Raw genomic sequence first — 22,611 nt, 5'->3', positions numbered from 1 at the left:
CTGAGCGAGGTCACTCGAACGAGGGGTATTGCCCGTCGGAACGGCGCGTTCGAATAGGGGTTCGATAGTGTGGGGCTGCTCACCGGACGATTGGGGGTGCCAGGGCACATGGTGCGGCGTATCGATGTGACAGGGGCCGGCGGTGTACGGCTCGCCGCCTGGGAATTCACCGACCCACCGAAGACCGGTGGCGGGCTGGAGGGGAGCGAGCACCGGCACGGCGTGCTGCTGCTCCACGGGCTGATGGGGCGCGCCTCGCACTGGGCCGACACCGCTCGCCGGCTGAGTGCCCGTCACCGCCCCGTCGCCCTCGACCAGCGGGGCCACGGCCGCAGCGAGAAGCCCGCCGAGGGGCCGTACGACCGCGAGGCGTACGTCGACGACGCCATCGCGTCCATCGAGCAGCTCGGCCTCGCACCGGTCGCTCTGATCGGGCATGCCATGGGCGCCCTGACGGCCTGGCAGTTAGCGGCCCGGCGTCCGGATCTGGTGAGCGCGCTGGTCATCTGCGATATGCGGGCCTCCGCGCTGGGCGCGGCCTCACAGCGTGAATGGACCGAGTGGTTCCGTTCCTGGCCGGTGCCGTTCGCCACGCTCGCCGATGTCCGTAAGTGGTTCGGCGAGGACGACCCGACCTTGGAGCGGCCCCGCCCGGTCCGTGGTGCGTTCTTCGCCGAGGTGATGGCTGAGAGCGCCGACGGCTGGCGCCCGGTCTTCTCCCGCCGCCAGATGCTCACCGCCCGCGAGACCTGGGTGCACGACGCCCACTGGGAGGAGCTCGCCCAGGTGCCGTGCCCGGCTCTGGTCGTCCGCGGCCTCGACGCCGAACTGGGCCGCGCGGAGGCCCAGGAGATGGTCCGCGTCCTCCCGCGTGGCGCCTACGCCGAAATCCCCGACGCCGGACATCTGCTCCCCTGGGAACAGCCCGATGCCTGGTGTGCCGCCATCGAACCCTTCCTCCAGGAGGCAATCCCTCCGGGCTGAGCAATGCCGCCGGGCTGAGCGACGCCGCTGGGCTGAGCGATGCCGCCGGGCTGAGTCATGCCGCCACCCCGCACCCGCTGGCTACCACCGCACCCGCCGACTACCGCCACACCACCAGGGGCGCGGTACCCGATGGCACCTCCCCCGCCCCTCTCCCGAAGGGGGCGGGGCGGGGGAGGTGCCCCCTCAGCCCTTGCTGACCGCCGCCAGGATCTCCGGCAGTCGGTTCGCCACGCGCGGGGCTGCCAGGCGCAGGCCCAGTTCGGCGACGGCGGTGCCGTAGAGCGCGCCGACCGGCAGCAGGACCCACAACAGGTGGTGCAGGCCCGCGAGGTGCAGCCAGAGCGTCAGCCCCAGCAGCGGTGCACACAGCACCGAGCCGATCACCACGCCGCCGAGAAGGCTGAGCCAGGCGATCGAGGCCTGCCCCGGTGCGACGTTCTTGTTGCCGTCCGAGGGGATCGAGTACGGGGCGAGCGCCGATGACAGGGCGCCGGTCGCCAGCAGCGCGCCCAGGACGGCCAGCGACAGCCCGTACACCTCCGGGAAGTCCGACCACGGCCCGATGAAGGCCGCCGCGCCGACCACGACCAGCGTCACGTACGGGACCGCCACCAGCGCCAGCGTCAACGCCCGGGCCCGCAGCTCCTGGTAGGCGTCGCGCGGGGTGGCGATCGTCGAGGCGACCATCCAGAACGCCGAGGTGTCCTGGCCGAACTGGTTGTACATCTGCATGCCGAGCAGCGCGGGCGCCGAGAACGCGGTGAAGATGCTGCCGTTGCCCTGGACGGCCGGGACGACCGGCACCAGCAGGCCGATGCCGAGCGCGGTCGCCCAGGCCATCTTCGACTTGGGGTCGCGCCATGCGTAGCGCAGCGTACGCAGCATCACGGTGCCCGTACGGCCATCCGGCAGCAGCCGTGCGAGCCCCCGCGCATCGCCGCCGGCCCGGCGCGCGCTGTCCTTCTCCACGGCCTGGAGGGTGGAGGAGTCCGGCGCGGTCATCAAGGTGGTCAGCGTCCGCTGCCACCACCACAGCAGCGCGACCAGCGCCAGCGCCGTCAGCAGCAGCCCGGCCACCGCCCGTCCGTACGCGCCCCGGCCGGCGTCCTCGACGGCGCTGACCGCCGAGGCCGGCGGCACCCAGCGCAGCACCGCGCCCACCGGCTCCAGTACGGACAGGCCGTCCGGGCGCCCCAGCTTCTGGGCGGCGATGTTGACGACCTGGCCGCCGAGCGCGATGAACAGGCCGCCCAGTACGGCCAGATCGCGACCGCGACGGCTGGTGAGCAGCCGCACCGCGGCGGTGGCGACCGCGCGCGCCAGCGCGACGCACACCAGCACCGTCAGGACGACGGCCGGCACGCCGAAGGCTGCGGCGGCCGGTCCGTCGGCCACCGCGAGGGTCGCGCCGGTGATCACGGCGAGGGTGACGATCGGGCCGATGCCGACGAGGGAGGCCACCAGCAGCGAGACCACCAGCGGCCGGGGCCGCAGCGGCAGCATGACCAGCCGGGTCGGGTCCAGCGTCTCGTCGCTGGTGGGGAAGAACAGCGGCATCACCGCCCAGCCGAGCGTGAGGACGCCGGTGAGCAGGACGGCCAACGCCCCGACATGGGCGTTGCCGCGCAGCGCTATCAGCCCCACCACGACGCCCGTAGCGAAGAGCAGGCCGGCCAGGATGGACGTGACGTAGGCGATGGTGCGCCCGGTCGACTGGCGCAGGCCGTTGCGCAGCAGCGACAGCTTCAGGCGTACGAAGACGGCGGTCAGGGACGGCGCGGCGGTCTGCCGCGGGGCCGTCACCGCGGATTCGGCGCTCATCGGGCGCCGCCGCCCAGCCAGTCCAGGTTCTGCCCGGCGCCGCGGTCGTGCGCGCCGACCAGTTCCAGGAAGGCGTCCTGCAGCGAGGGCGCCGCACCGCGTACCTCGGCGAGCGGCCCCTGTGCCCGGATCTGCCCGGCGGCCATCACCGCGACCCAGTCGCACAGCGACTCCACCAGCTCCATCACATGGCTGGAGAAGATCACCGTCGCGCCGGAGGCGGTGTAGCGCTCCAGCACCCCGCGGATGGTCTGGGCCGACACCGGGTCGACGCCCTCGAAGGGCTCGTCGAGGAAGAGGATCTCGGGGTTGTGCAGCAGCGCCGCGGCCAGCCCGATCTTCTTGCGCATACCGGTGGAGTAGTCCACCACCAGCTTGTGCTGGGACCCGGACAGGCCCAGGACCTCCAGGAGTTGGCCGGCCCGCTTGTCGACCTCGTCGCCCGGAAGGCCGCGCAACCGGCCCATGTAGCTGAGGAGTTCGCGGCCCGAGAGGCGCTCGAAGAGCCGTAGCCCCTCGGGCAGCACCCCGATCCGGGACTTGACGGCGACCGGGTCGCGCCAGACGTCGTGCCCGCCGATCTCGACCAGCCCGGAGTCCGGCCGCAGCAGGCCCGTCACCATGGAGAGGGTGGTGGTCTTGCCCGCGCCGTTGGGGCCGACCAGGCCGATGAACCGGCCGGCGGGCAGCGTCAGATCGATGCCGTGGACCGCGATCTGCTCGCCGAACTTCTTCCACAGCCCCTGGATGCGGACCGCGGGCGGGCCACCCGCGGCGCCACCGGGGGCCGTGTCCGGCCCGTCCGGAGGCATGGTCGCCGCGTGCTGCGGCGGTGTCGGTTCGGTGTGCTCCTCGGTGTGCTCCGGCTCGTTCGCCACCGGTCCCCCTTCGACGTCCCCGCAGGGGCCGTGCTGGCCCCCGTCCGGCCCCACGATACGAGCGGACGCCGTCGGCCGGGCGGCGGACGGGGCGTGCAGCAACGGCCCGGCGGTCCACCGCGACGGACGGTGCCCGCCGAGCCGTCGCGCGGGAGCACCGAGCCTTCGCGCCGGGACCGCCGGGCCGTCACACGGGACCACCGGTCCGTCGCGCAGGATCAGCGGGCCCGGTGGGCCGCCGCGTCCTGTGCGCAGGCGTACGCGAGCGGGCTGATCAGCTCCTCCGCGTCCGGCAGCCAGCGGTTGCTGGCCGTGGGGCGGCGGGCCCACTGCACCGAGCCGTGTGCGCCGATCCGGGTCGGCGGGGCGGCGATGTACTCGCCCTCGCCGCGGCAGATCAGGTCCAGGCCGGCCGGCGACCAGCCGATGCTGCGGACCAGGGCGGGGACCTTCACCGAGGCGCCGGGCAGCACCAGGAAGAGCATCCGGCGGTGCGGGGTGCGGGTGACCGGGCCGAGCGTCAGCCCCATCCGCTCCATACGGGCCAGCGCCAGGCAGCCCGCGGTCTCGGGCACGTCGAGCGCCTCGAACGCCCGGCCCGTCGGCAGCAGGATCGAGGCCCGCGGCTGTTTGCTCCACATCCGGCGGACCGCGGTGGCGCTGCCGCTGGCCAGGCCGGCCCAGCCGGGTGCGGTGGGGTGCGCACCGGGGGCGGAACAGTCGCCGGCGCGGCACGAGCAGCGCGGGCCCTCGCCGTCGTGCTCCAGCCATGCGCCGGGGAACACGTCCCAATGCCGTTCCTCCGCGTAACGCACCGCAGTGTCGAGCAGTTCCTCGCCGCGCTGCGTTGGGATCTGTGAGGCGCCTGTGACTCCGATGGTCTTTTCCACGCAGAGGTCAACTCTCCGTGTCACCAAGGGTTACGGTCAGATGATGATCCGACCGGCGCATCGTTCTCGCACGTGGGGCGCATGGGTGCACCGGTGGGGGCGCGTGTGCGGGACGGGCCGGGGAAGCGGGTAGCCACCTGCGTGACGGGCGGAGAGGCCGCCCGGCGGCGGTCGTGGTGCGCGAGGGGGAGGCCATGCACGGCGGCGCCGCACCCTTTCCTCCGCCGCTCCCTCCGCTCCTTACTGCTTCTTCGGCTTCTTCTGCTTCTTCCGCTTCTTTCGTTCTTTGCCTTCTTTCCCTGCACGGTCACCGCACGTCCTTCCCCGTCCGTCTCCGCGAACGGTCCCGGGGGTCCCGCGTGACCGGCTCCTGGCGCCCCCGTCCCGGGGACCGCTCCGGTGGCCGGCTCTCGTGATCGCCCGAGTCGGACCGGTGCGTCGCACGGGATGCCCCGAAGAGTGCACACCTCGCTCATGAACCGGCATCCCCTGCACAGCACTTATCACTCCGATCCGGACTATCGCCCGTATCTGGATTTCTCGGATATCCGGGATATTCGCGGGGCATCGATCACGGGGTACGGCGTTCGACGGTGAACGCGCAGCCGTAACCAGGGGGTACAGCATGGCCGCCAGGCCACTCGTCGCACGGCAGCCCAATGAGCGGCTGCAGGCGCTCATCCAGGAAGCCGCGTGCTCCAACGCGGGGCTCGCCCGCCGCGTCAACATGTGCGGTGCGGAACACGGCCTCGACCTGCGCTACGACAAGACCTCCGTCGCCCGGTGGCTCCGCGGACAGCAGCCGCGCGGGCGCGCCCCGGCCGTGATCGCGGAGGCGCTGGGCCGCAAACTGGGGCGTACGGTCACCATCGACGAGATCGGGATGGCCGACGGGAAGAACCTCGCGTCCGGCGTGGGGCTCCAGTTCTCGCCGACCGTCCTGGGGGCGATCGAGCAGGTCTGCGAGCTGTGGCGCAGCGACGTCGGACGGCGTGACTTCCTCAGTGGCTCCACGGTCGCCGCCTCCGCCCTGGTGGAGCCCAGCCGGGACTGGCTGATCACCGGAGCGGACACCCAGGTCGCCCGGAGCGCCGGCGCCCGGGTCGGGATCTCGGACGTCGAGGCGGTACGCGCCATGACCACGGCGCTCGGCGAGCTCGACCACCGCTTCGGCGCCGGACACGTCCGGCCGGTCGTGGTGCACTACCTCAACAGCGTCGTCTCCGGGCTGCTTGCGGGGTCGTACCGGGAGTCCGTCGGGCGTGAACTCTTCGCGGCCGTCGCGCGGTTGACCGAGCTGGGCGGCTACATGGCCGTCGACACCGGCCAACCGGGGCTCGCCCAGCGCTACTACATCCAGGCGCTGCGGCTGGCCCAGGCGGCCGGCGACCGCGGCTACGGCGGCTATGTGCTGGCCGCCAGCATGAGCCACCTGGCCGCCTCGCTCGGCAACCCCCGGGAGATCTCCCAACTGGCGCGCGCCGCACAGGAGGGCGCCCGTGGGCAGGTCACCCCGCGCACCGAGGCGATGTTCTGTGCGGCGGAGGCGCGCGGGCACGCCCTGATGGGCGACGCCAGGGCCTTCCAGGTGGTCGCCGCCCGGGCGGTCGCCGCGCTGGAACGGGCCGAGGCGACCCCCGACTCCGGTGACGACCCCGTCTGGATCGCCCACTTCGACCACGCCTATCTGGCCGATGAACTCGCCCACTGCCACCGCGACCTGGGCCAGCCGGGGCCCGCGGCCCACCGCGCGCGGGAGGCGCTGGACGGACACCCCGAGGGCCGGGCCCGGCGCCGCGCCATCGGGCTGCTGCTGCTGGCCGGCGCCCAGGCGCAGCAGCGCGAGGTCGAGCAGGCCTGCCACACCGGCACTCAGGCGGTGGAGTTGCTGGGCGGACTGCGTTCGGACCGTGGCGCGGAGTATCTGGAGGACTTTCAGCTGCGTTTGGAGCCATACCGGGACGAACCGGTGGTAAGGGAATTCGGCGCGCGGCTGGAGCTGCGGGCCGCGGCGGCCTGACCGGCGCCGCGGCAAGGGCGGGTGTGAGACGGGTGTGAGAACTGCCTCAAGAAAGGGGGCGGGCACGGCGTGGCCGGGGAGGGCTCGGGGGTGGTGACCAGGGGACGTGGTCGAACGTTGCTGCGACCCGGTAGCGTGCAGCCGTTCCCTAGGTCTGCACGTTGGTAGGAGTCACGGTGACGCAGCACGGACAGGGCCCCGATCCGCAGAATCCTGCGGCCGGCCCCGCGCGGGAGGGCATAGTGCTGCCCGCTAACGGTGAGCCGTATGTGCCCGACCAGCAGGCCGCCCCCGCGGCCGGCCAGCCCTGGGGGCAGCCGTGGGGCCCCGAGCAGCAGGCCGCGCCCACCCCCGCACCGCAGGCCGCGCCCGCCCCCGCACCGCCGGCCTACGGGCAGCAGCCCGACCCGGCGCAGGGCTACGGCGGGCCGCAGGGGTACGCCCCGACCACGGCGCAGGCCGCCGTGCCGCAGCAGCCGTCGCAGCCCCCGGGCGGCCTGGGGTACCCCCAGCAGCCCCAGGGGCAGCCGCCGGTGCCGCCCCTCCCGCCGTCCGTGCCGCAGCAGGCACCGCAGCAGCCGGGGCCGGCCGGGGCGCTGCCGCCCGAGTCCCCGTCGTACGGGGGCCAGCAGCTCGCGGCGCAGCCGTACGGCCAGGCGCCGCACACCCAGCCCGGTCAGGCCGGGGAGCTGGTGCGGGCGACCCCGCAGACCGGCGCGCCGCTGCCGCCGCCCGCGGGCGATGCGGAGGCCACCACGGTCATACCCCCTTACCAGGGGGCGCCCGGCGGGCCGGGTGCCGCGGGCGATGCGGAGGCCACCACCGTCATACCCCCCTACCAGGAGCCGGCCGGCGGCACCGGCGGCGCGCTGCCCCCCGAGGCGGCCACCCGCCCCGAGACGCCCGACGAGTCGACCACGATGCTGCGCGCGATCAAGCCCGGCCAGGCCGGACCGCGCGGCGGGGCCCAGCCGATGCCGGCGTCCCAGCCGATGCCCGGTGCCGGCGGCGGGAGCGACGCCGAGGCGACCCAGATGATCCCCCCGGTGGGCGCGGGTGCGCCGGGCCAGCCCCCGGGCGCGCCGTACGGCGTCCGCCCCGGCGCCCCCGGTGACCGGCCCACGCCCTCCGAGTTCGACGGCCTGTTCCGCGACGGGCCGGGCCTCGCGCAGCCGGCCGCGCCGGACTCCACGGCGCAGCTGCCCCGCTTCGAGGACCCGGGCCGGCCGCCGTACGGCAACCAGCCCCCGGCCCACGGCCAGCAGTTCCCGCCCGGTGGCGGCTACGACGCGCAGCCCTCCTACGAGGACGGTGGCGGCGGGCGGCGCCGGCTCCCCGCCGCGGCGGTCGTCGGCATCGTCATCGTGGCGCTCGCGGGCGTCGGGCTCGGCGTCGGCTGGGCGGTGAGCGGCGGCGGCAGTGACGAACCCACGCAGAAGCAGGACACGGGCAAGGGCTCGACCAGGGCCGCCGGGCAGAAGGACGAGCCCAAGGAGACCACCGACCCGGCCGAGGCCCAGACCAAGGGCCTGGACGCGCTGCTGGGCGACAGCAACAACAGCCGCTCGTCGGTGATCGGCGCCGTCAACAGCATCAAGTCCTGCCAGAACCTCGGCGGCGCGGCCAAGGACCTGCGGGCCGCCGCCGGCCAGCGCAACGACCTGGTCAAGCGGTTGCAGCAGCTGCCCGTCGACAAGATCCCCAACCATGCGCAGCTGACCGCGGCGCTGACCAAGGCCTGGCAGTCCTCGGCCGCCGCGGACAACCACTACGCGGCCTGGGCCGGCCAGGTCGGCGGCAAGAAGGGCTGCCACAAGGGCAAGGCCCGGATGTCCCGGCAGACCGCCCAGGGCAACACCGCCAGCGGCCAGGCCACCCAGGCCAAGCGGCAGGCCGCCCAGATCTGGAACCCGCTCGCCCAGAAGTACGGCCTGACCGAGCGCCGCCCCGAACAGCTCTGAGGCCCCGCCGGGGGGCGGACCTCAGCTGTCCGTCCGCCGGCGTTCCAGGGTCTTGGTGACGTTGACGAAACCGCGCTGGGCGGCGACCAGTTCGCCGTCCCGGACGACCTGGTAGGTCACCATGCCGTTGACGATGCGCGGGAAGTCCTGGACGGCCAGCGTGTCGCCGTCCCGCCAGCGGAGCTTGGGGGTCAGCCCGCCGGTGTCGATCGCGTGGTCACCGCGGTCCAGCGTCTGTTGCAGAGCGTGCGGGGTGATGTCCTGCACGCCCCGGTCGTCGAGCTGCTCGATCAGGGCACGCAGCACGGTGTAGGCGATCCAGGTCGTCTGGACCCCCTGGTCGGCCGGGTCGATCCGGTTGTCGTCGAAGGCATAGTCGGTGATGACCTTGCGCATCGGGCGCCAGCGGGGATCGCCCGCGGCCGGGTACCAGCCGGTGATGTCCGCACCCTCCAGCGGCCCGGAGCGGCCGCCCGTCCGGTTCACCAACGACTGGCCGACGCTGCCCAGTACGGAGGCCACCTGCACCCTGGGGCTGTCCTCCTGGAGGCGCCGGAAGGAGTCGAAGAAGGCGTCCGTGTGGTCGCCGAGCGAGGCGGTGACACAGGCGCCGGGCGCCTTCCCGCCGCCCTGCGCCGAGCCGTAGACGGCCGGGTCCGCGCCGATGCCGTCCAGGGCGCGGGTCACCTGCGGCGAGTAGTCGGTGCCGTCCTCGGGCGCCTTGATGTCCTTGGCCGGGTGCCGACTGCCGCTCTGTAGGCCGGAGTTGAGCAGCGAGGGCATCTGGTCGCCCTGGAGGGTGTCCGGCCGGACCAGGGCCACGCGCCGGCAGTCGCGTGCCAGCTGGCGCCCGTTCCCGGCGAGCAGGGACGCCTGGCCACCGTTGACGGGGTACGACAGCGGGCTCTCGAACTCCTCGTCGGAGGCGCCGTAACCGCCGATGAACGGGACGCCGCTGACCTCCAGTGGCGACATGAACTGCCGGCCGAACTGGCTGTAGGAGCCGACGACCGCGGCGGCGCCCTGGTCCACCGCGCGCTGGGCGCACTGCGCCGCACTCACCGAGTCGTTGTGCTCGTTGCAGGTCAGCACCCGCAGACGGTGCCCCCGGATGCCGCCGTGGGCGTTGACCCAGCGGGCGTACGCCTGCGCCATGGCCGGCATGCCCGGCATATTGGTCGCCTTGGTGTTCTCCGGTGCCCAGGTCATCACCGTGACCGGATCCTTCTCCCCGGAGTCCCCGGTGCCAGGGAGGGAGCCGCTGGCCGCGAGGAGTGACGTGATGGCCGCTCCGCAAGCCACCGTCGACGCGAGGGCGACCGCGGGGGCGCGGCGGAAGGGGCGGGGGGAGGAGCGTCGCCGTCCGGTCATGACCGCAGCCTTCCGTCTTGTCCGGAACGCCCGAGTGACGAATGGGCAACGGCCAGTGACGCCGAGGTGAACTCCGGGGGGCTGCTTGAGATCGTCCGTGCGGACCGTACGATCGAATGCCATGCAAGGTTCGGAGAAGTCTTCCCGTCGCGGCCGCCGCTCGACCACCATGGGCGGCATGCCGCTCAACGACATGCCGTGGTGGCGCTGGCGCAGCAATGTGCGCTCCGCGCTGCACATGCTCTCCGACCCCGTTTTCCACCAGGAGACCTGGCTGGCCGGCCGGCCCGGCTACGGGGACGTCACCGACGCCGTCTACCGGCTCGTCGAGGACACCTGGCTGGACAACTGGTCCGCTGACAAGTACGTCGGCACGATCTTCCGCGACGCCACCGAAGCGCAGCTGGTCGACGCCGCCGTGCTGCGGGTGCTGCGGATCATGCACCAGGTCGGCGCGGACGCTCCGGTCACCGCGTACCTGGCGCACCAGGGCTGGCCGGAGGCCGTACGAGCGGCCCGGGAGGCCCATGTGCGGATGGCGGCGGCGGACGGCGAGGACCCCGATGCCGCGCCCCGTTCCCTGGAGGTACTGGCCATCCTGACCGGTCAGGCGGACTCCCCGGCCTGACCCGCTCCCCAGATGTGCGACCCTATGAAGTCATGAGCGAGTCGCAGCCCACCACGTCCGGCCAGCACGGCCGGAACGACCAGAAGAACGACGCCGGCGGACCGGACGGTCGCAACGACCAGTACGTCCTCACGCTGTCCTGCCCGGACAAGCAGGGGATCGTGCACGCCGTCTCCAGCTACCTCTTCATCACCGGCTGCAACATCGAGGACAGCCAGCAGTTCGGCGACCACGACACCGGGCTGTTCTTCATGCGGGTCCACTTCAGCGCGGACTCCCCGGTGAACGTCGAGAAGCTGCGGGCGAGCTTCGCCGCGGTGGGCGACTCCTTCGGCATGGACTGGCAGATCCACCGGGCCGACGAGAAGATGCGCATCATCCTGATGGTGTCCAAGTTCGGGCACTGCCTCAACGACCTGCTCTTCCGCTCCCGGATCGGCGCGCTGCCGGTCGAGATCGCGGCCGTGGTCTCCAACCACACGGACTTCGCCGAGCTGGTCGCCTCGTACGACATCCCGTTCCACCACATCCCGGTCACCCGCGACACCAAGGCCGAGGCCGAGGCGCAGCTGCTGGAGCTGGTGCGGGCGGAGAGCGTCGAGCTGGTGGTCCTGGCCCGCTACATGCAGGTGCTCTCCGACGACCTGTGCAAGGCGCTGTCCGGCCGGATCATCAACATCCACCACTCCTTCCTGCCGAGCTTCAAGGGCGCCAAGCCCTACCACCAGGCGCACGCCCGCGGGGTGAAGCTGATCGGCGCCACCGCGCACTACGTCACCGCGGACCTCGACGAGGGCCCGATCATCGAGCAGGAGGTCGAGCGGGTCGGCCACGAGGTCACGCCGGACCAGCTCGTGGCGATCGGCCGGGACGTCGAGTGCCAGGCCCTTGCGCGGGCCGTGAAGTGGCACAGCGAGCGCCGGGTGCTGCTCAACGGCAGCCGGACGGTCGTCTTCGCCTGACCCTGCCGCAGGGCCCCGGCCGCGGTGTTCCGGGGCCCGCGTCAGATGCGGGAGAGCGACGCCGTCGCGAAGAGCACCTCACGGATCGCCTCCCGCTCGCCGCGCTGCCCCGCGGCGGCCTCCTCGGGCGAGATGTGGCCCGCGGCCAGCTGGCAGAACTCGGTGCTGTCCAGGGCGATGTGCGCGACGGTGTGCTCCGGCGTGCCGAGGGCGGCCGGTGAGTCCAGCGCTATGTACCAGTTCCCGCCGCCGTTGCCCTCGACCTCCAGGTGGAGCGTGCGGCCCGGGGCGCCGGCCTCCACCAGCCGCTGCGGTGGTGCGGCCAGTCCGGCCCGGCGACGGTCGGCCAGGGCGCTGGGCAGCAGCCGGGCGGCGAGGTCGACCATGTGGTGGAGGTGCCCGGCGACCGGGGGCTGGTACGGATAGTCCACCGCGTCCGCGATGTCGCCGGCGTGCACCCAGCACTCGAAGGCGCGGTCCAGGAAGGCGTCGCGCAGCGCGAGCCGGAAGTCGCCGTACGGCACGGAGAGTTCGGCGACCTTGGAGCCGGCGAACGACACCTGCTTGATCAGGGCGTAGCTCTGGTCGCGCCACGGCCCGTGCGCGGCCGTCGGGCCGAGCGTCCCGTCGCCCGTCCGCCAGAACGTCTCGGTGCGGACCAGGGGGTTGGGGGTGTCCGGCGGGGCGGCGGTGCCGAGCGGATCGGGCAGCCCCAGGGCGGTGGCGACCAGGCCGTCCACCGCCAGCAGATGGCCCATGACACCGGCGACGGTGGTCTCCCGCACGACCGGGCGCTCGCCCTCGAACCAGCGCAGCCGTACCGGGGCGCGCCACTCCGCCTCGCCCATATCGCGCAGCAGCGCATCGAGCTTGGCGGTCTCGGCGTCGTAGGGCACGGCCCACTCGGGCACCGGGATGCGAGCCGGCCGGCGACCCAGGCAGCCCTCCAGCACCCGGGACCGCAACAGGGGATCGAGGTCGAGGCTGTCGGCGGGGTGCAGCAGTCCGACGGCGTCGCGCAGCCGCAGCGCCTCGTCGGCGCAGGACGCGCAGTCGGTCAGATGGGCCTCGACGGCGGCGGTCTCCTCGGCGGAGCAGGCCGACAGCGCCCAGGCGCCCAGCAGCGACTTCAGGACGCGGTGCGGTGGGGCCGGCGGGGGAGCGGGCAGCGGGGCTGCCGCGGCGTCGGTCACGGGCTCGGCCTCCGCCTCGCGCGGCAGGACCGCGCGCGGGGCGTCGTGCGGCGGGCCGTCGCCCGCGCCAGGGCCGCCCTCCGGGGCGTCGGCCGGCGGGGGCGGGACGTCGGGCAGCGGGCCGCGGTCCTCGGCGGCGGAGCGCGGTGCCGGTATCCGTGGCCGCTCACCCGGGCCCTCGGGCAGCTCGTGGCCGTCCCACTGGTCGGGGCCGTTCACAGCGCCCGTCCGGGGCCTGGTTCGGGTGGCGCGGAGGAGCCCGGGCCGGTGTGGCGGCCGTGCGAGGGGTGCGCCCCACGGGGAGTGCGCGACGGCTGTGACGCATGGGGTGTCACGGCGGCGGTGCGTACCGCGCTGGACGTGCGCGCGGTGCGGTGGGTGGGCGGCAGGGCCTGGTGGTGGTGCGCGGTGGAGAGCAACTGCAGGCCCAGCCGGAGCCGGCGGCGGGCCTCGTCCTCGGTGACGCCGAGGTCGGCGGCGGTCTGGCGGTAGTCCCGGCGCTGGAAGTAGGCGAGTTCCAGCGCCTGCCGCAGAGGCGCGGGCATGGACGTGACGATGTAGTCGGCACGGGCGGCCGTGGAGGCCTCGCGGATCCGCTGCTCCATCTCGGCGGGCGCGGGCGCGTCGTCCCCGCCGTCGCGGGCCGAGGCGGCCTCGATCTGGCGCAGCCGGCTCACGGCCTGATGGCGGGTGAGGCCGGCGACCCAGGAGCGCAGCGAGCCCTGGGCGGGGTCGTAGGCGTCCGGGTGCTCCCAGATGTAGCCGAAGACTTCGCGGGTGATGCGGTCGGCGGCGTGCTCGTCGTCCAGGACGCGGTGGGCCAGGCTGTGCACGAGCGAGGCGAAGCGGTCGTAGAGCTCACCGAGCGCGGCCGCCTCGCCGCGGGCGAGCCGCTGCTGCATCCGCCGGTCCCAGCGCGGTGGCGCGTCGTGTCCCATCGGACCCCCTTCCCTGCCCGTCGCCTGCGGGCCCACACCTCAGCCGTCACTCCTGCACACGCTCATGCCCAGTTCTGTGCGTACGTTCACAGAATCCGCCATGCCATCGAATGTAATGCGCGGGTCCGACACCGCACGCTCCTTTGCGGCAAACCGAGCCCCGCGGGGGACCCGGGTGGTATGTGCTGACGCCGGCCGGGACCGGTTCCGGAGGGGGCCGTGGTGTGGAGACCCCCGTTCGGTCGGCCGAAGTTTTTGTGAAAGGCGCTCGATATGGAGCGCGTGTGCTCGTATGAGGTGATCTGTTATCCGCGTGTGACCTGGTGTTGGCGAAAAGCCGCCGTCCCCTGGGCATAGCCTGGGACAGAACTGCCTGCCGCGCCATGGATGTGCCAAGGATTCACTGGTGTTTCAGGGAATCGAGGCCGGGCAGTCGAGCCGGGGAAGGGTGAGTTCCGGATATCGCCGAAACGCATCCGGTCCGAAAGCGAGCGAAAGGCTTCGAGCGCGTGTCGTTGAAGGTGGCAGAGGACGAACAGGGCCGTTGGGCGGTTCTCCAGGTCTCCGGTGAGATGGACCTGGTCACGTCGCCTGCGGTGCGCCAGCATGTGCACGACGCCGTGGCGGACGGCCGGCGGTCGCTCGTGCTCGACCTCTCCGAGGTGCGGTTCTGCGATTCCAGCGGTGTCGGCGTGCTGATCGCCGCCCGCCGGTTGATGCGCTCCTGCCAGGGGCGGCTGCGGCTGATCCTGCCCGCACAGGGCGCCGTCGACGGCTCGCACGTCAACCGTGTGCTGGCCGCGCTCGGTGTGCGCCGGCTCTTCGAGGTCTACCCCGACCTGCGCACCGCCGTCGACGAGGCCGCCGCACCGCTCTCCGCCTGACGCGGCCGGGCGCCGGCTCCGTCCGTCCCGTGGTGCCACGCACCGCCTCGCGCCCGTTATTTCGCATTACCTCCAGTTCCTCACCCCGTTCCGTACGGGAACTCCGCCCGCACCACGAAGCCGCCGTCCGTCGTGGCACCCGCCTCCAGCGTCCCGCCGAGGCTCTGCGCCCGCTCCCGCAGCCCCACCAGACCGTGGCCGCCCCCGGGAAGCGCGGGAACCGTCGCCGCCGCATCCGGCGGACCGTTGCGTATCTCCACCCGGAGCCCCCCGTCGGCCGGATCGACCCGCACCTTCACCCGCGCCCCCGGTGCGTGCTTGCGGACGTTGGTGAGCGCCTCCTGGACCGTACGGAAGGCGGCCCGCTCCACCGTCTTCGCCCCGCTCGCCCCGGCCACCACACCGCGCTCGTACGTCACGTCCAGCGCGCTCATCTCGATCAGCCGCGGCAGCTCCTCCAGATCGGGCTGCGGCGCCAGGCCGCCCGTCTCCTCGGTGTGGCCGCCGTCCGCCCGCAGCACCCCCACCATGTGCCGCAGCTCCTCCAGCGTCCGCACGGACAGCTCCCGGATCGTCCGGGCGCCCGCCCGCGCCGTCTCGTCCGCCGTGCTGACCTGCACCGCCCCCGCCTGAAGGCTGATCAGGCTGACCTGATGGGCGACCACATCGTGCATCTCCCGGGCCAGTCGGGCGCGTTCGGTGGTCTTGACCCGGTCCGCCAGCAGCCGGTCCTCGCGGCGCAGGCTGCGGGTCAGGTCCTCGACGCGGGAGGCCAACTCCCGGCGGGTGCGCACCAGCAGGCCCAGCGCGATCGGCGCGGCCGAGGTGACGCAGGCGTCGATCAGCACCAGGGTGTTCTCGCGGTAATCGGTGAGCTCGAAGTCGGAGATCGGGTACGGGAAGAAGTGCGCCGCGATCAGCAGCACCGCACAGATCCCCAGCCGCTTCCGGCCGGGCCGCAGCGCGGCCAGCGTGTAGAGCCCGATCATCGGCGCGAACCAGATGTAGCCGATGTAGAGGCCGGGGAGGGTGAACAGGAAGACCAGCAGCGGGAAGCGGCGGCGCAGCAGCAGGGCCGCCGCGGCGACCACCGAAACCCCCAGCTCCAGCGCGAGCTTCAGCCCGTTGACCAGTACCGCGTCGGCGATCCCGAGCAGCACCGGGACGGCCACCGGGGCGATCCGGCGCAGCCGCCGCCCCCACACTCCCCGTGCGAACGCCCGCCACGCCGCCCGTATCCGGGTCCGCGGCCCGCCGCCCGCGGCGCTCACCACGCCCCCCGGGGCACGCCGTTCACCAGGCCCGCGCGGTCCGCGACGATGGCCGCCTGGATGCGGTTGATGCCGCCCAGTTTGCCCAGCAGGGCGCGCACATGGTCCTTGACCGTACTGGGCGCCAGGCCCATCCGGTCCGCTATCTGGGCGTTCCCCAGCCCCTCGCCGAGCAGCGCCAGCACCTGCGACTCCCGCGGCGTCAGCCCGCTGACCGCCCGCGCCGCACCGGCCTGGTCCTCCGCGGTCAGATAGCCGCCGATCACCGCCCGGGTCACCCCCGGGTCCAGCACGCTCCCGCCCTCCGCCAGCGTCCGTACGGCGCGGACCAGTTGCTCGGGATCGGAGTCCTTCAGCAGGAAGCCGGCCGCACCCTCGCGCAGCGCCGCGGTCAGGTACTCCTGGGCGTCGAAGGTGGTCAGCATCGCCACGGCCGGCGGCTCCGGCGCGGCGCGCAGCCCCCGCAGCACGGTCAGCCCGTCGACGTCCGGCATCCGGATGTCGAGCAGGACGACCTCGGCGCCACAGCCCAGCACCGTCTCCACGGCCTCCGCGCCACCGCAGTCCGCGACCATCTCGATGTCCGGGGCGGTCCCCAGGATCATCCGCAGCCCCGATCTGACCAGCCGCTCGTCGTCCACCACAGCGACACGGATCACCGGCCGCCCCTTTCTTCTTGCTGCTGGTTCACACCCGTCCGAGCCCGCGGAACCGCCCGGCGCTGCGCGATTCCGTGCCCCTGTCCCCCGGGCCCGCCCTGGGACGGACCTCCACCCCCGCCAAGTGGCGGGGGTGATCCCGGGACCTCGGGAGGATGCCATGGGGAGCCCTCCACAGGCAGAGTTGTTCACATGCTGCACCACTGAAGAGGTCACAAGCCCAGGACGCGTTGCAGCTCACATCGGCGGCCGCCGCGACCCCCACACGCGGCGGCCGTTGTTGGTGTGCGGGGGCGGTTCGGAGGGGGATCTCCCCCGCACCCCGGCGCCCGGCGCTGCCGGGGCCGCACCACGAAACAGCCGCCCGCCGGTGAACTCCCCTACGGGCGCCCCGCCTGCGCCGCCCGGAACCCCTCCGCCCGCACCCCGTCGTACCGGCCGGATCCGCGACCGGTCGCCAGCACCACCACCGAGGTCATCGCCGCCAGGCCGTATGCCGTGGTCACCATCGACAGCGCGCCCTCGGGGGTCTCGAAGGATCGGTTGAAGAAGTCGGTCACGGTCAGCCACACCACCGTGCGCACCGTCAGATACAGCTCGACGGCGGCGAACATCAGCAGCGCTCCCCGGATGTCGTGCCGCCCCCGGAAGGCCAGCACCCCCAGGATCATCAGGGTGATCACCGAGGCGACGGTGGTGAACTCGGTGGACGCCGCCAGGTCCAGCGTCCCCAGGAGCGAGCCGTCGACCACCCCGCGCAGATAGTGCACCACGTCCGTCCCGCCGGCCGTCAGGTCCCGTACGGTCCAGCCCAGTCGGCCCAGGCCCATGAGGAGGAACAGGACGCCGCAGATGCGGGACGCGCGGCGCCACCAGGGGTCCGGGGCCACGACCCGCCGGCCGGCGCCGGACGCTGCGCGCCGCCCTTCCGCGGCCGGCAGCAGTACGGCCAGCACCACCAGCGCCACCACCAGCCCCAGTCCGCGGGTGGCCAGCGCCCAGCCGCCCAGCGGGCCGTTGCCGTACTGGTCGCGGTAGGCACCGGAGAACAGGCCCACCCCCTCGCGCAGGGAGACCGCGAGCAGTAGGAGGGCGGACAGCAGGGCAGCCGAGCGGGCCACCCGCCGCTGCGCCAGCGCCAGCCCCGCCACCACCAGGAACACGATGGTGAAGGACCACTCGTACGGGCCGAGCACCTGGGAGACGGGGGAGGCCCCCGGGTTGAACAGCCCCTCCAGGAAGTCGCCGACGCCGCCGTCCCCTTGGGCGATGCCGAACACCGTCCAGGCGATCAGCGTGCCGGCGTAGAGCGCCAGGCTCAGGCCGGTCACCAGATAGGCGCCGCTGTGCTCGGCGGCGGCCCGGCCGGGGTCGGCGCCGGGCCGGACGTCCACCGTTCCACCGTCCTGCATCACCATGACCGACCCCCGATCCGCCTCTCGAAGCCGCCGCGCCGGCCCGTCCCGTACGGCTGCCTCACTGTGTCAAGGACGGCGCGGGAGCCGGTGGAGGTTCCACCCCGTGTGTCGTGCGCGGCGATTGGTGTGTTCAGCGCACATGTCGTGCGGTGGTGGCGACGAAGTCGCGGATGTCCCGGCGGGTGGCCTCCCGTATCCGGTCGAGGTCCTCCCGGTCGCGTACCCAGTGCAGCTCGGTCACCGCCTCCAGCACCCGCTCGGCGCCGTCGAGCACCGCGGGGTCCTCGGACACCATCTGTGTCCGGAACATGGCCTCTTGGGCCGTGTAGCGGGTCTTGTACATCTCCTCGCGCAGTTGGGGGCTGTCCTCGTCGCAGCGCTCCCCCTCGTGCAGGACGAACCACCGGTGGACCAGGACCCGGCGGTAGTCCAGCAGGGCCCCCGCGTAGGCGCAGTACGCGTCGATGCGCTCCTGCCGGAGCCGCTCCGCGCGGGTGAACCGCTCGCTGCGGTCGGCCGCCCGGCTCTGGAAGACATGGGTGACGCCGGAGCCCAACAGGGTGCCGAGCACGGCCACGACGCTTGCGACGACTGCCTCCATGACGCCAGTGGATCACACGGTGCCGGGCCGGTGGCGGGGAACCGGAGAACGGGCCGGCGGCGGGGAGTTCGCCCCTGCCGGGCGGGCGCCGGTGCGGCAGGATGGGGTCAGGGGGATCCCCCGGGGCGAGGGCCGGCCGATCGGCGGCAGACGCCGGCCGGGGACACGGCAGGGTCGCCGCGGCACGGCACCGCAGGGCCGGGTCCGTCCAGGCCAGCGCCCGTCCGGCCAGTGGACACCGGCGCCGTCGCCGGAGACTCCGGAAAACTCATTACTGCCGGGTACACAAAGCGTCCGGGGAGGAATACGCTCGCCGGCATGACGGACTCGCAGGACACCGGAACCTCCCCCAGCTCCGCCGCCGGGGCCCCCGCCGACGCCGCCCAGGAGGCCCCCGGGACCCCCGGGACCACCGCCCCCGCCGGAGGCAACCCGGTCGCGCCCGCCCCGGCCGGTGCCCGTACCGCCGCCGAGGTGGTCACCCCCGAGGTCGCCGCCCGGCTCACCCGCGGCGTGGTGGGCTCCGGCCGTACGGCCAACCACACCCCGTTCACCGGGGAGAAGCTGGCCGACCTGCCCGAGTCCACCCCCGAGGACGTCGCCACCGCCTTCGAGCGCGCCCGCGCCGCCCAGGAGCGCTGGGCCAGGGTCCCGGTCCGGCAGCGCGCCGCGGTCCTGCTCCGCTTCCACGACCTGGTGCTGCGCCGCCAGGCCGAGGTCCTCGACCTGATCCAGCTGGAGACCGGCAAGGCGCGGCTGCACGCCCACGAGGAGATCCAGGCCGTCGCCGTCGCCGCCCGCCACTACGGCCGCAAGGCACCCGCCTACCTCCGGCCCAAGGGCCACACCGGCGTCGTACCGACCCTCACCAAGGTCACCGAACTCCGCCACCCCCGCGGCGTCGTCGGGCAGATCGCCCCCTGGAACTACCCCCTCGAACTCTCCGTCGGCGACGCCCTGCCGGCCTTCGTGGCGGGCAACGCCGTGGTGATGAAGCCCGACACCGAGACCGCGCTGACCGCGTTGTGGGCCCGTGAGCAGCTCATCGAGGCCGGACTGCCGGAGGACGTCTGGCAGGTGGTGATCGGGGAGGGCCCGGTCGTCGGCCCCGCCGTCGTCGAGCACGCCGACTATGTGTCCTTCACCGGCTCGACCCGCACCGGCCGCGAGGTCGCCCGGGGCGCCGCCGCCCGCCTGGTCGGGGTCTCCCTCGAACTCGGCGGCAAGAACGCCATGTTGGTGCTGCGCGACGCCGATGTGGAGAAGGCCGCCGCCGGCGCCGTCCGCGGCTGCTTCTCCTCCGCCGGCCAGCTGTGCATCTCCATCGAGCGGCTCTACGTCCACGAGTCCATCGCCGATGACTTCCTGACGCGCTTCGCCGCCCGTACGAAGGCGATGCGGCTGGGCACCTCCCTCGCCTACGGCGCCGACATGGGATCCCTGGTCGGCGAGCGCCAGCTGGAGGCCGTCACCCGCCATGTCGAGGAGGCCGTCGCCAAGGGCGCCGAACTGGTCGCCGGTGGCCGGCCCCGCCCCGACATCGGCCCGCTCTTCTACGAGCCGACCATCCTCGACGGGGTGCAGGCCCCGATGGCGGTCTGCACCGAGGAGACCTTCGGCCCGGTCGTCTCGATCTACCGCTTCAGCGACGAGGACGAGGCGGTGGCGCTCGCCAACGCCACGCCGTACGGCCTGAATTCCAGCGTCTGGACCACGGACGGCCGGCGCGGCCGGGCGGTCGCCGCCCGCCTGCGCACCGGCACGGTCAACGTCAATGAGTCCTACGCCGCTGGCTACGGCAGCGTCCAGTCGCCGATGGGCGGCATGGGCGACTCCGGTCTGGGCCGCCGGCACGGCTCGGAGGGCATCCTCAAGTACACCGAGGCACAGACCGTCGCCCACCAGCGGGTGATGCCGCTCGCGCCGTCCTTCGGGATGACCGACGAGGCGTACGCCCGGTTCATGACCGGCAGCCTGCGCGTGATGAAGGCGCTGCGGCTGCGGTGACGGGCCCGCGGTAGCCCGGCCCTCCTCCCCGCTCTCGGCTCCTCTGGAGCGGGGGGACCCCATGAGCGGGAGGGACCCCATGAGCGGGAGGGACCCCATGAGCGGGAGGGACCCCATGAGCGGGAGGTACCCCCATCGATCAGCAGGGAGAGCCAGTGCCCCAGGAGAACTCTGCCCGGAACCAGGACCAGGAAGCGGCGCCGGATAGCCGGCACGACGGCCGACACGACGGCCCCCGCGACGGCGACGGATACGACGACGGATACGACTACGACGTGCTGGTCGTCGGCTCCGGCTTCGGCGGATCCGTAGCGGCCCTGCGGCTGACCGAGAAGGGCTACCGGGTCGGCGTGCTGGAGGCCGGCCGCCGCTTCAGCCGGGCCACCCTCCCGAAGAACTCCTGGGACCTGAAGAACTACCTGTGGGCCCCGGCGCTCGGCCTCTACGGCATCCAGCGCATCCACCTGCTCGGCAAGGTGATGGTGCTGGCGGGCGCCGGCGTCGGCGGCGGCTCGCTGAACTACGCCAACACCCTCTACATACCGCCGAAGGCGTTCTTCGACGATCCGCAGTGGCAGCACATCACCGACTGGCAGGAGGAGCTGAAGCCCTACTACGACCAGGCCCGGCGGATGCTGGGGGTGCGGCTGAACCCGACGATGACGCCCTCGGACGTCCATCTGAAGGCGGCCGCACAGGAGATGGGCGTCGGGGACTCCTTCCACATGGCGCCGGTCGGGGTGTTCTTCGGCGACGGTGACGACGCCGACGGCAGCGCCCGGGCCGCCCCCGGCGGCGAGGTCCCGGACCCGTACTTCGGCGGCGCCGGGCCGTCCCGTACGGCGTGCACCGAGTGCGGGGAGTGCATGACCGGCTGCCGGCACGGCGCCAAGAACACCCTGACCGAGAACTACCTCTACCTCGCCGAGCGGGCCGGGGCCGTCATCCACCCGATGACCTCGGTCGTCGCCGTCACCGAGAACTCCCGCGGCGGTTTCGCCGTCACCACGCTGCCGACCGACAACCGCAAGAAGGGCGCGGGCCGGACCTTCACCGCCCGCCGGGTCGTCCTGGCGGCCGGGACCTACGGCACCCAGACGCTGCTGCACCGGATGAAGGACAGCGGGTTGCTGCCGTTCCTCTCCGGCCGGCTCGGGGCGCTGACCCGCACCAACTCCGAGGCGCTGGTGGGCGCGCAGACCGACAACCGCCGCTACCGACGCCGGCACGGCGCGCCGCGGGTCGACTTCAGCAGGGGCGTGGCGATCACCTCGTCGATCCACCCCGACGAGAACACCCATATCGAGCCGGTCCGTTACGGCAAGGGCTCCAACGCCATGGGCGGCATGACGATCCTCCAGGTGCCCTACCGGCCCGCCGGCCGGATAGCGGGCTGGCTGGGCAACGTCGCCCGCCACCCGGTGCTCGCCGTCCGCTCGCTCTCCAACCGCCGCTGGTCGGAGCGGACCATCATCGGTCTGGTCATGCAGTCCCTGGACAACTCCCTGACCACGTACCGGAAGCCGAACGGGCCGGGCAAGGGCCTGCTCACCGCCCGCCAGGGCCACGGCGCCCCCAACCCGGGCCAGATCCCCGAGGCCACCCGGGCGGCGTCGCTGCTCGCCGAGGAGATCAACGGCTTCGCCGGCTCTAACATCGGCGAGTTGATGGGCACCCCGCTCACCGCGCACTTCCTCGGCGGCTGCCCGATCGGCGACGGCGCCGACAGCGGCGTCATCGACCCCTACCACCGGCTCTACGGCCACCCGGGCATCTCGGTCGTCGACGGTGCCGCGGTCTCCGCGAACCTGGGCGTCAACCCGTCCCTGACCATCACCGCCCAGGCCGAGCGCGCCATGTCGCTGTGGCCCAACAAGGGCGAGCCGGACCCGCGCCCCGCCCAGGGCGGCACCTACCGGCGGCTGCCCCCGGTCGCACCGGCGCACCCCGCGGTCCCCGAGGGCGCCTTCGGCGCGCTGCGGCTGCCGCTGCTGCCCGTCCCCGCGGTACCGCCGAAGACGTCCTCCGCCGACTAAAGGATTACGGGACCCCTGAGGGCGCGTCTTTCGAAGTATGCCGAGCATGCCGGGGGCCGCACCCGGACTTCCGGGTGCGGCCTGCA

The 22,611-nt window shown here is 73.3% G+C and carries 17 protein-coding genes and 1 pseudogene; 8 read left to right on the top strand and 10 right to left on the bottom strand.

The window, feature by feature from the left end; all coding sequences use genetic code 11:
• The first annotated feature begins 108 nt into the window (after positions 1–108).
• Positions 109–984: an alpha/beta hydrolase gene (locus tag AB0G84_RS30580; protein ID WP_361327908.1), complete on the top strand. Its 876-nt coding sequence runs from the start codon at positions 109–111 to the stop codon at positions 982–984.
• Between the two features lie 186 nt (positions 985–1,170).
• Here the strand turns inward: AB0G84_RS30580 and AB0G84_RS30575 are convergent, their stop codons facing one another.
• The 3 genes from AB0G84_RS30575 to AB0G84_RS30565 form a co-directional block, all read right to left on the bottom strand.
• Complete coding sequence (locus AB0G84_RS30575) at positions 1,171–2,808, bottom strand: transporter (protein ID WP_361327906.1); 1,638 nt, start codon at positions 2,806–2,808, stop codon at positions 1,171–1,173.
• Positions 2,805–3,620: an ABC transporter ATP-binding protein gene (locus tag AB0G84_RS30570; protein ID WP_361327930.1), complete on the bottom strand. Its 816-nt coding sequence runs from the start codon at positions 3,618–3,620 to the stop codon at positions 2,805–2,807. The genes AB0G84_RS30575 and AB0G84_RS30570 overlap by 4 nt, the downstream gene beginning before the upstream one ends.
• 284 nt (positions 3,621–3,904) lie before the next feature.
• A complete protein-coding gene (locus AB0G84_RS30565) occupies positions 3,905–4,576 on the bottom strand; it encodes a bifunctional DNA primase/polymerase (protein ID WP_361327903.1) in 672 nt (223 codons plus the stop codon).
• Positions 4,577–5,201: 625 nt separating this feature from the next.
• Here AB0G84_RS30565 and AB0G84_RS30560 point away from each other — a divergent pair.
• Positions 5,202–6,596 carry a transcriptional regulator gene (locus tag AB0G84_RS30560; RefSeq protein ID WP_361327901.1) on the top strand — a complete coding sequence of 465 codons (1,395 nt, stop codon included), beginning with the start codon at positions 5,202–5,204 and terminating at the stop codon, positions 6,594–6,596.
• A 176-nt stretch (positions 6,597–6,772) separates the two neighbouring features.
• Entirely contained in the window at positions 6,773–8,557 is a 1,785-nt protein-coding gene (locus AB0G84_RS30555; RefSeq protein WP_361327898.1) for a hypothetical protein, read from the top strand.
• Positions 8,558–8,578: 21 nt separating this feature from the next.
• On the opposite strand, the gene AB0G84_RS30550 is transcribed toward AB0G84_RS30555, so the two are convergent.
• Entirely contained in the window at positions 8,579–9,928 is a 1,350-nt protein-coding gene (locus AB0G84_RS30550; protein ID WP_361327895.1) for an ABC transporter substrate-binding protein, read from the bottom strand.
• Between the two features lie 121 nt (positions 9,929–10,049).
• On the opposite strand from AB0G84_RS30550, the gene AB0G84_RS30545 reads away from it, so the two are divergent.
• Together AB0G84_RS30545 and purU are read left to right on the top strand one after the other, a co-directional pair.
• A complete protein-coding gene (locus tag AB0G84_RS30545) occupies positions 10,050–10,556 on the top strand; it encodes a hypothetical protein (protein WP_361327892.1) in 507 nt (168 codons plus the stop codon).
• 32 nt (positions 10,557–10,588) lie between these two features.
• A complete protein-coding gene (gene purU, locus AB0G84_RS30540; protein ID WP_361327889.1) occupies positions 10,589–11,518 on the top strand; it encodes a formyltetrahydrofolate deformylase in 930 nt (309 codons plus the stop codon).
• Between the two features lie 41 nt (positions 11,519–11,559).
• On the opposite strand, the gene AB0G84_RS30535 is transcribed toward purU, so the two are convergent.
• Both AB0G84_RS30535 and AB0G84_RS30530 read right to left on the bottom strand, forming a co-directional pair.
• The gene (locus AB0G84_RS30535; RefSeq protein WP_361327886.1) at positions 11,560–12,930 is read right to left on the bottom strand and encodes a zf-HC2 domain-containing protein; all 1,371 of its coding nucleotides are present in this window, start codon (positions 12,928–12,930) and stop codon (positions 11,560–11,562) included.
• Between the two features lie 182 nt (positions 12,931–13,112).
• Positions 13,113–13,649, bottom strand: a pseudogene (locus AB0G84_RS30530) (sigma-70 family RNA polymerase sigma factor); the annotation flags it as partial.
• 509 nt (positions 13,650–14,158) lie between these two features.
• Here AB0G84_RS30530 and AB0G84_RS30525 point away from each other — a divergent pair.
• Entirely contained in the window at positions 14,159–14,533 is a 375-nt protein-coding gene (locus tag AB0G84_RS30525; protein WP_361327883.1) for an STAS domain-containing protein, read from the top strand.
• An 80-nt stretch (positions 14,534–14,613) separates the two neighbouring features.
• On the opposite strand, the gene AB0G84_RS30520 is transcribed toward AB0G84_RS30525, so the two are convergent.
• From AB0G84_RS30520 to AB0G84_RS30505, 4 genes are all read right to left on the bottom strand, one after another.
• On the bottom strand, positions 14,614–15,738 hold the full coding sequence (locus tag AB0G84_RS30520) for a histidine kinase (RefSeq protein WP_361327927.1): 1,125 nt from the start codon (positions 15,736–15,738) through the stop codon (positions 14,614–14,616).
• Positions 15,739–15,800: 62 nt separating this feature from the next.
• Positions 15,801–16,463, bottom strand: coding sequence for a response regulator transcription factor (locus tag AB0G84_RS30515; RefSeq protein WP_361327881.1), 663 nt, complete (start codon positions 16,461–16,463; stop codon positions 15,801–15,803).
• A 380-nt stretch (positions 16,464–16,843) separates the two neighbouring features.
• Positions 16,844–17,881: a hypothetical protein gene (locus AB0G84_RS30510; RefSeq protein WP_361327878.1), complete on the bottom strand. Its 1,038-nt coding sequence runs from the start codon at positions 17,879–17,881 to the stop codon at positions 16,844–16,846.
• A 130-nt stretch (positions 17,882–18,011) separates the two neighbouring features.
• The gene (locus AB0G84_RS30505) at positions 18,012–18,482 is read right to left on the bottom strand and encodes a hypothetical protein (protein WP_361327875.1); all 471 of its coding nucleotides are present in this window, start codon (positions 18,480–18,482) and stop codon (positions 18,012–18,014) included.
• Between the two features lie 318 nt (positions 18,483–18,800).
• Between AB0G84_RS30505 and AB0G84_RS30500 the strand changes: the two genes are divergently transcribed.
• The gene (locus AB0G84_RS30500) at positions 18,801–20,489 is read left to right on the top strand and encodes a succinic semialdehyde dehydrogenase (protein WP_361327872.1); all 1,689 of its coding nucleotides are present in this window, start codon (positions 18,801–18,803) and stop codon (positions 20,487–20,489) included.
• A gap of 155 nt (positions 20,490–20,644) precedes the next feature.
• On the top strand, positions 20,645–22,525 hold the full coding sequence (locus AB0G84_RS30495; RefSeq protein WP_361327869.1) for a GMC family oxidoreductase: 1,881 nt from the start codon (positions 20,645–20,647) through the stop codon (positions 22,523–22,525).
• Positions 22,526–22,611: the final 86 nt, after the last annotated feature.

Source organism: Streptomyces sp. NPDC020742, assembly GCF_040641675.1.
Taxonomy (GTDB): Bacteria; Actinomycetota; Actinomycetes; order Streptomycetales; family Streptomycetaceae; genus Streptomyces.
This window is presented reverse-complemented; position numbering and strand designations above follow the sequence as displayed.

Bases quoted from the DNA above. Each gene is read 5' to 3' on its own strand.
- AB0G84_RS30505 (WP_361327875.1), bottom strand. From the start codon at position 18,482: ATGGAGGCAGTCGTCGCAAGCGTCGTGGCCGTGCTCGGCACCCTGTTG.
- AB0G84_RS30510 (WP_361327878.1), bottom strand. From the start codon at position 17,881: ATGGTGATGCAGGACGGTGGAACGGTGGACGTCCGGCCCGGCGCCGAC.
- AB0G84_RS30550 (WP_361327895.1), bottom strand. From the start codon at position 9,928: ATGACCGGACGGCGACGCTCCTCCCCCCGCCCCTTCCGCCGCGCCCCC.
- AB0G84_RS30560 (WP_361327901.1), top strand. From the start codon at position 5,202: ATGGCCGCCAGGCCACTCGTCGCACGGCAGCCCAATGAGCGGCTGCAG.
- AB0G84_RS30570 (WP_361327930.1), bottom strand. From the start codon at position 3,620: ATGCCTCCGGACGGGCCGGACACGGCCCCCGGTGGCGCCGCGGGTGGC.
- AB0G84_RS30580 (WP_361327908.1), top strand. From the start codon at position 109: ATGGTGCGGCGTATCGATGTGACAGGGGCCGGCGGTGTACGGCTCGCC.
- AB0G84_RS30545 (WP_361327892.1), top strand. From the start codon at position 10,050: ATGCAAGGTTCGGAGAAGTCTTCCCGTCGCGGCCGCCGCTCGACCACC.
- AB0G84_RS30500 (WP_361327872.1), top strand. From the start codon at position 18,801: ATGACGGACTCGCAGGACACCGGAACCTCCCCCAGCTCCGCCGCCGGG.
- purU (WP_361327889.1), top strand. From the start codon at position 10,589: ATGAGCGAGTCGCAGCCCACCACGTCCGGCCAGCACGGCCGGAACGAC.
- AB0G84_RS30575 (WP_361327906.1), bottom strand. From the start codon at position 2,808: ATGAGCGCCGAATCCGCGGTGACGGCCCCGCGGCAGACCGCCGCGCCG.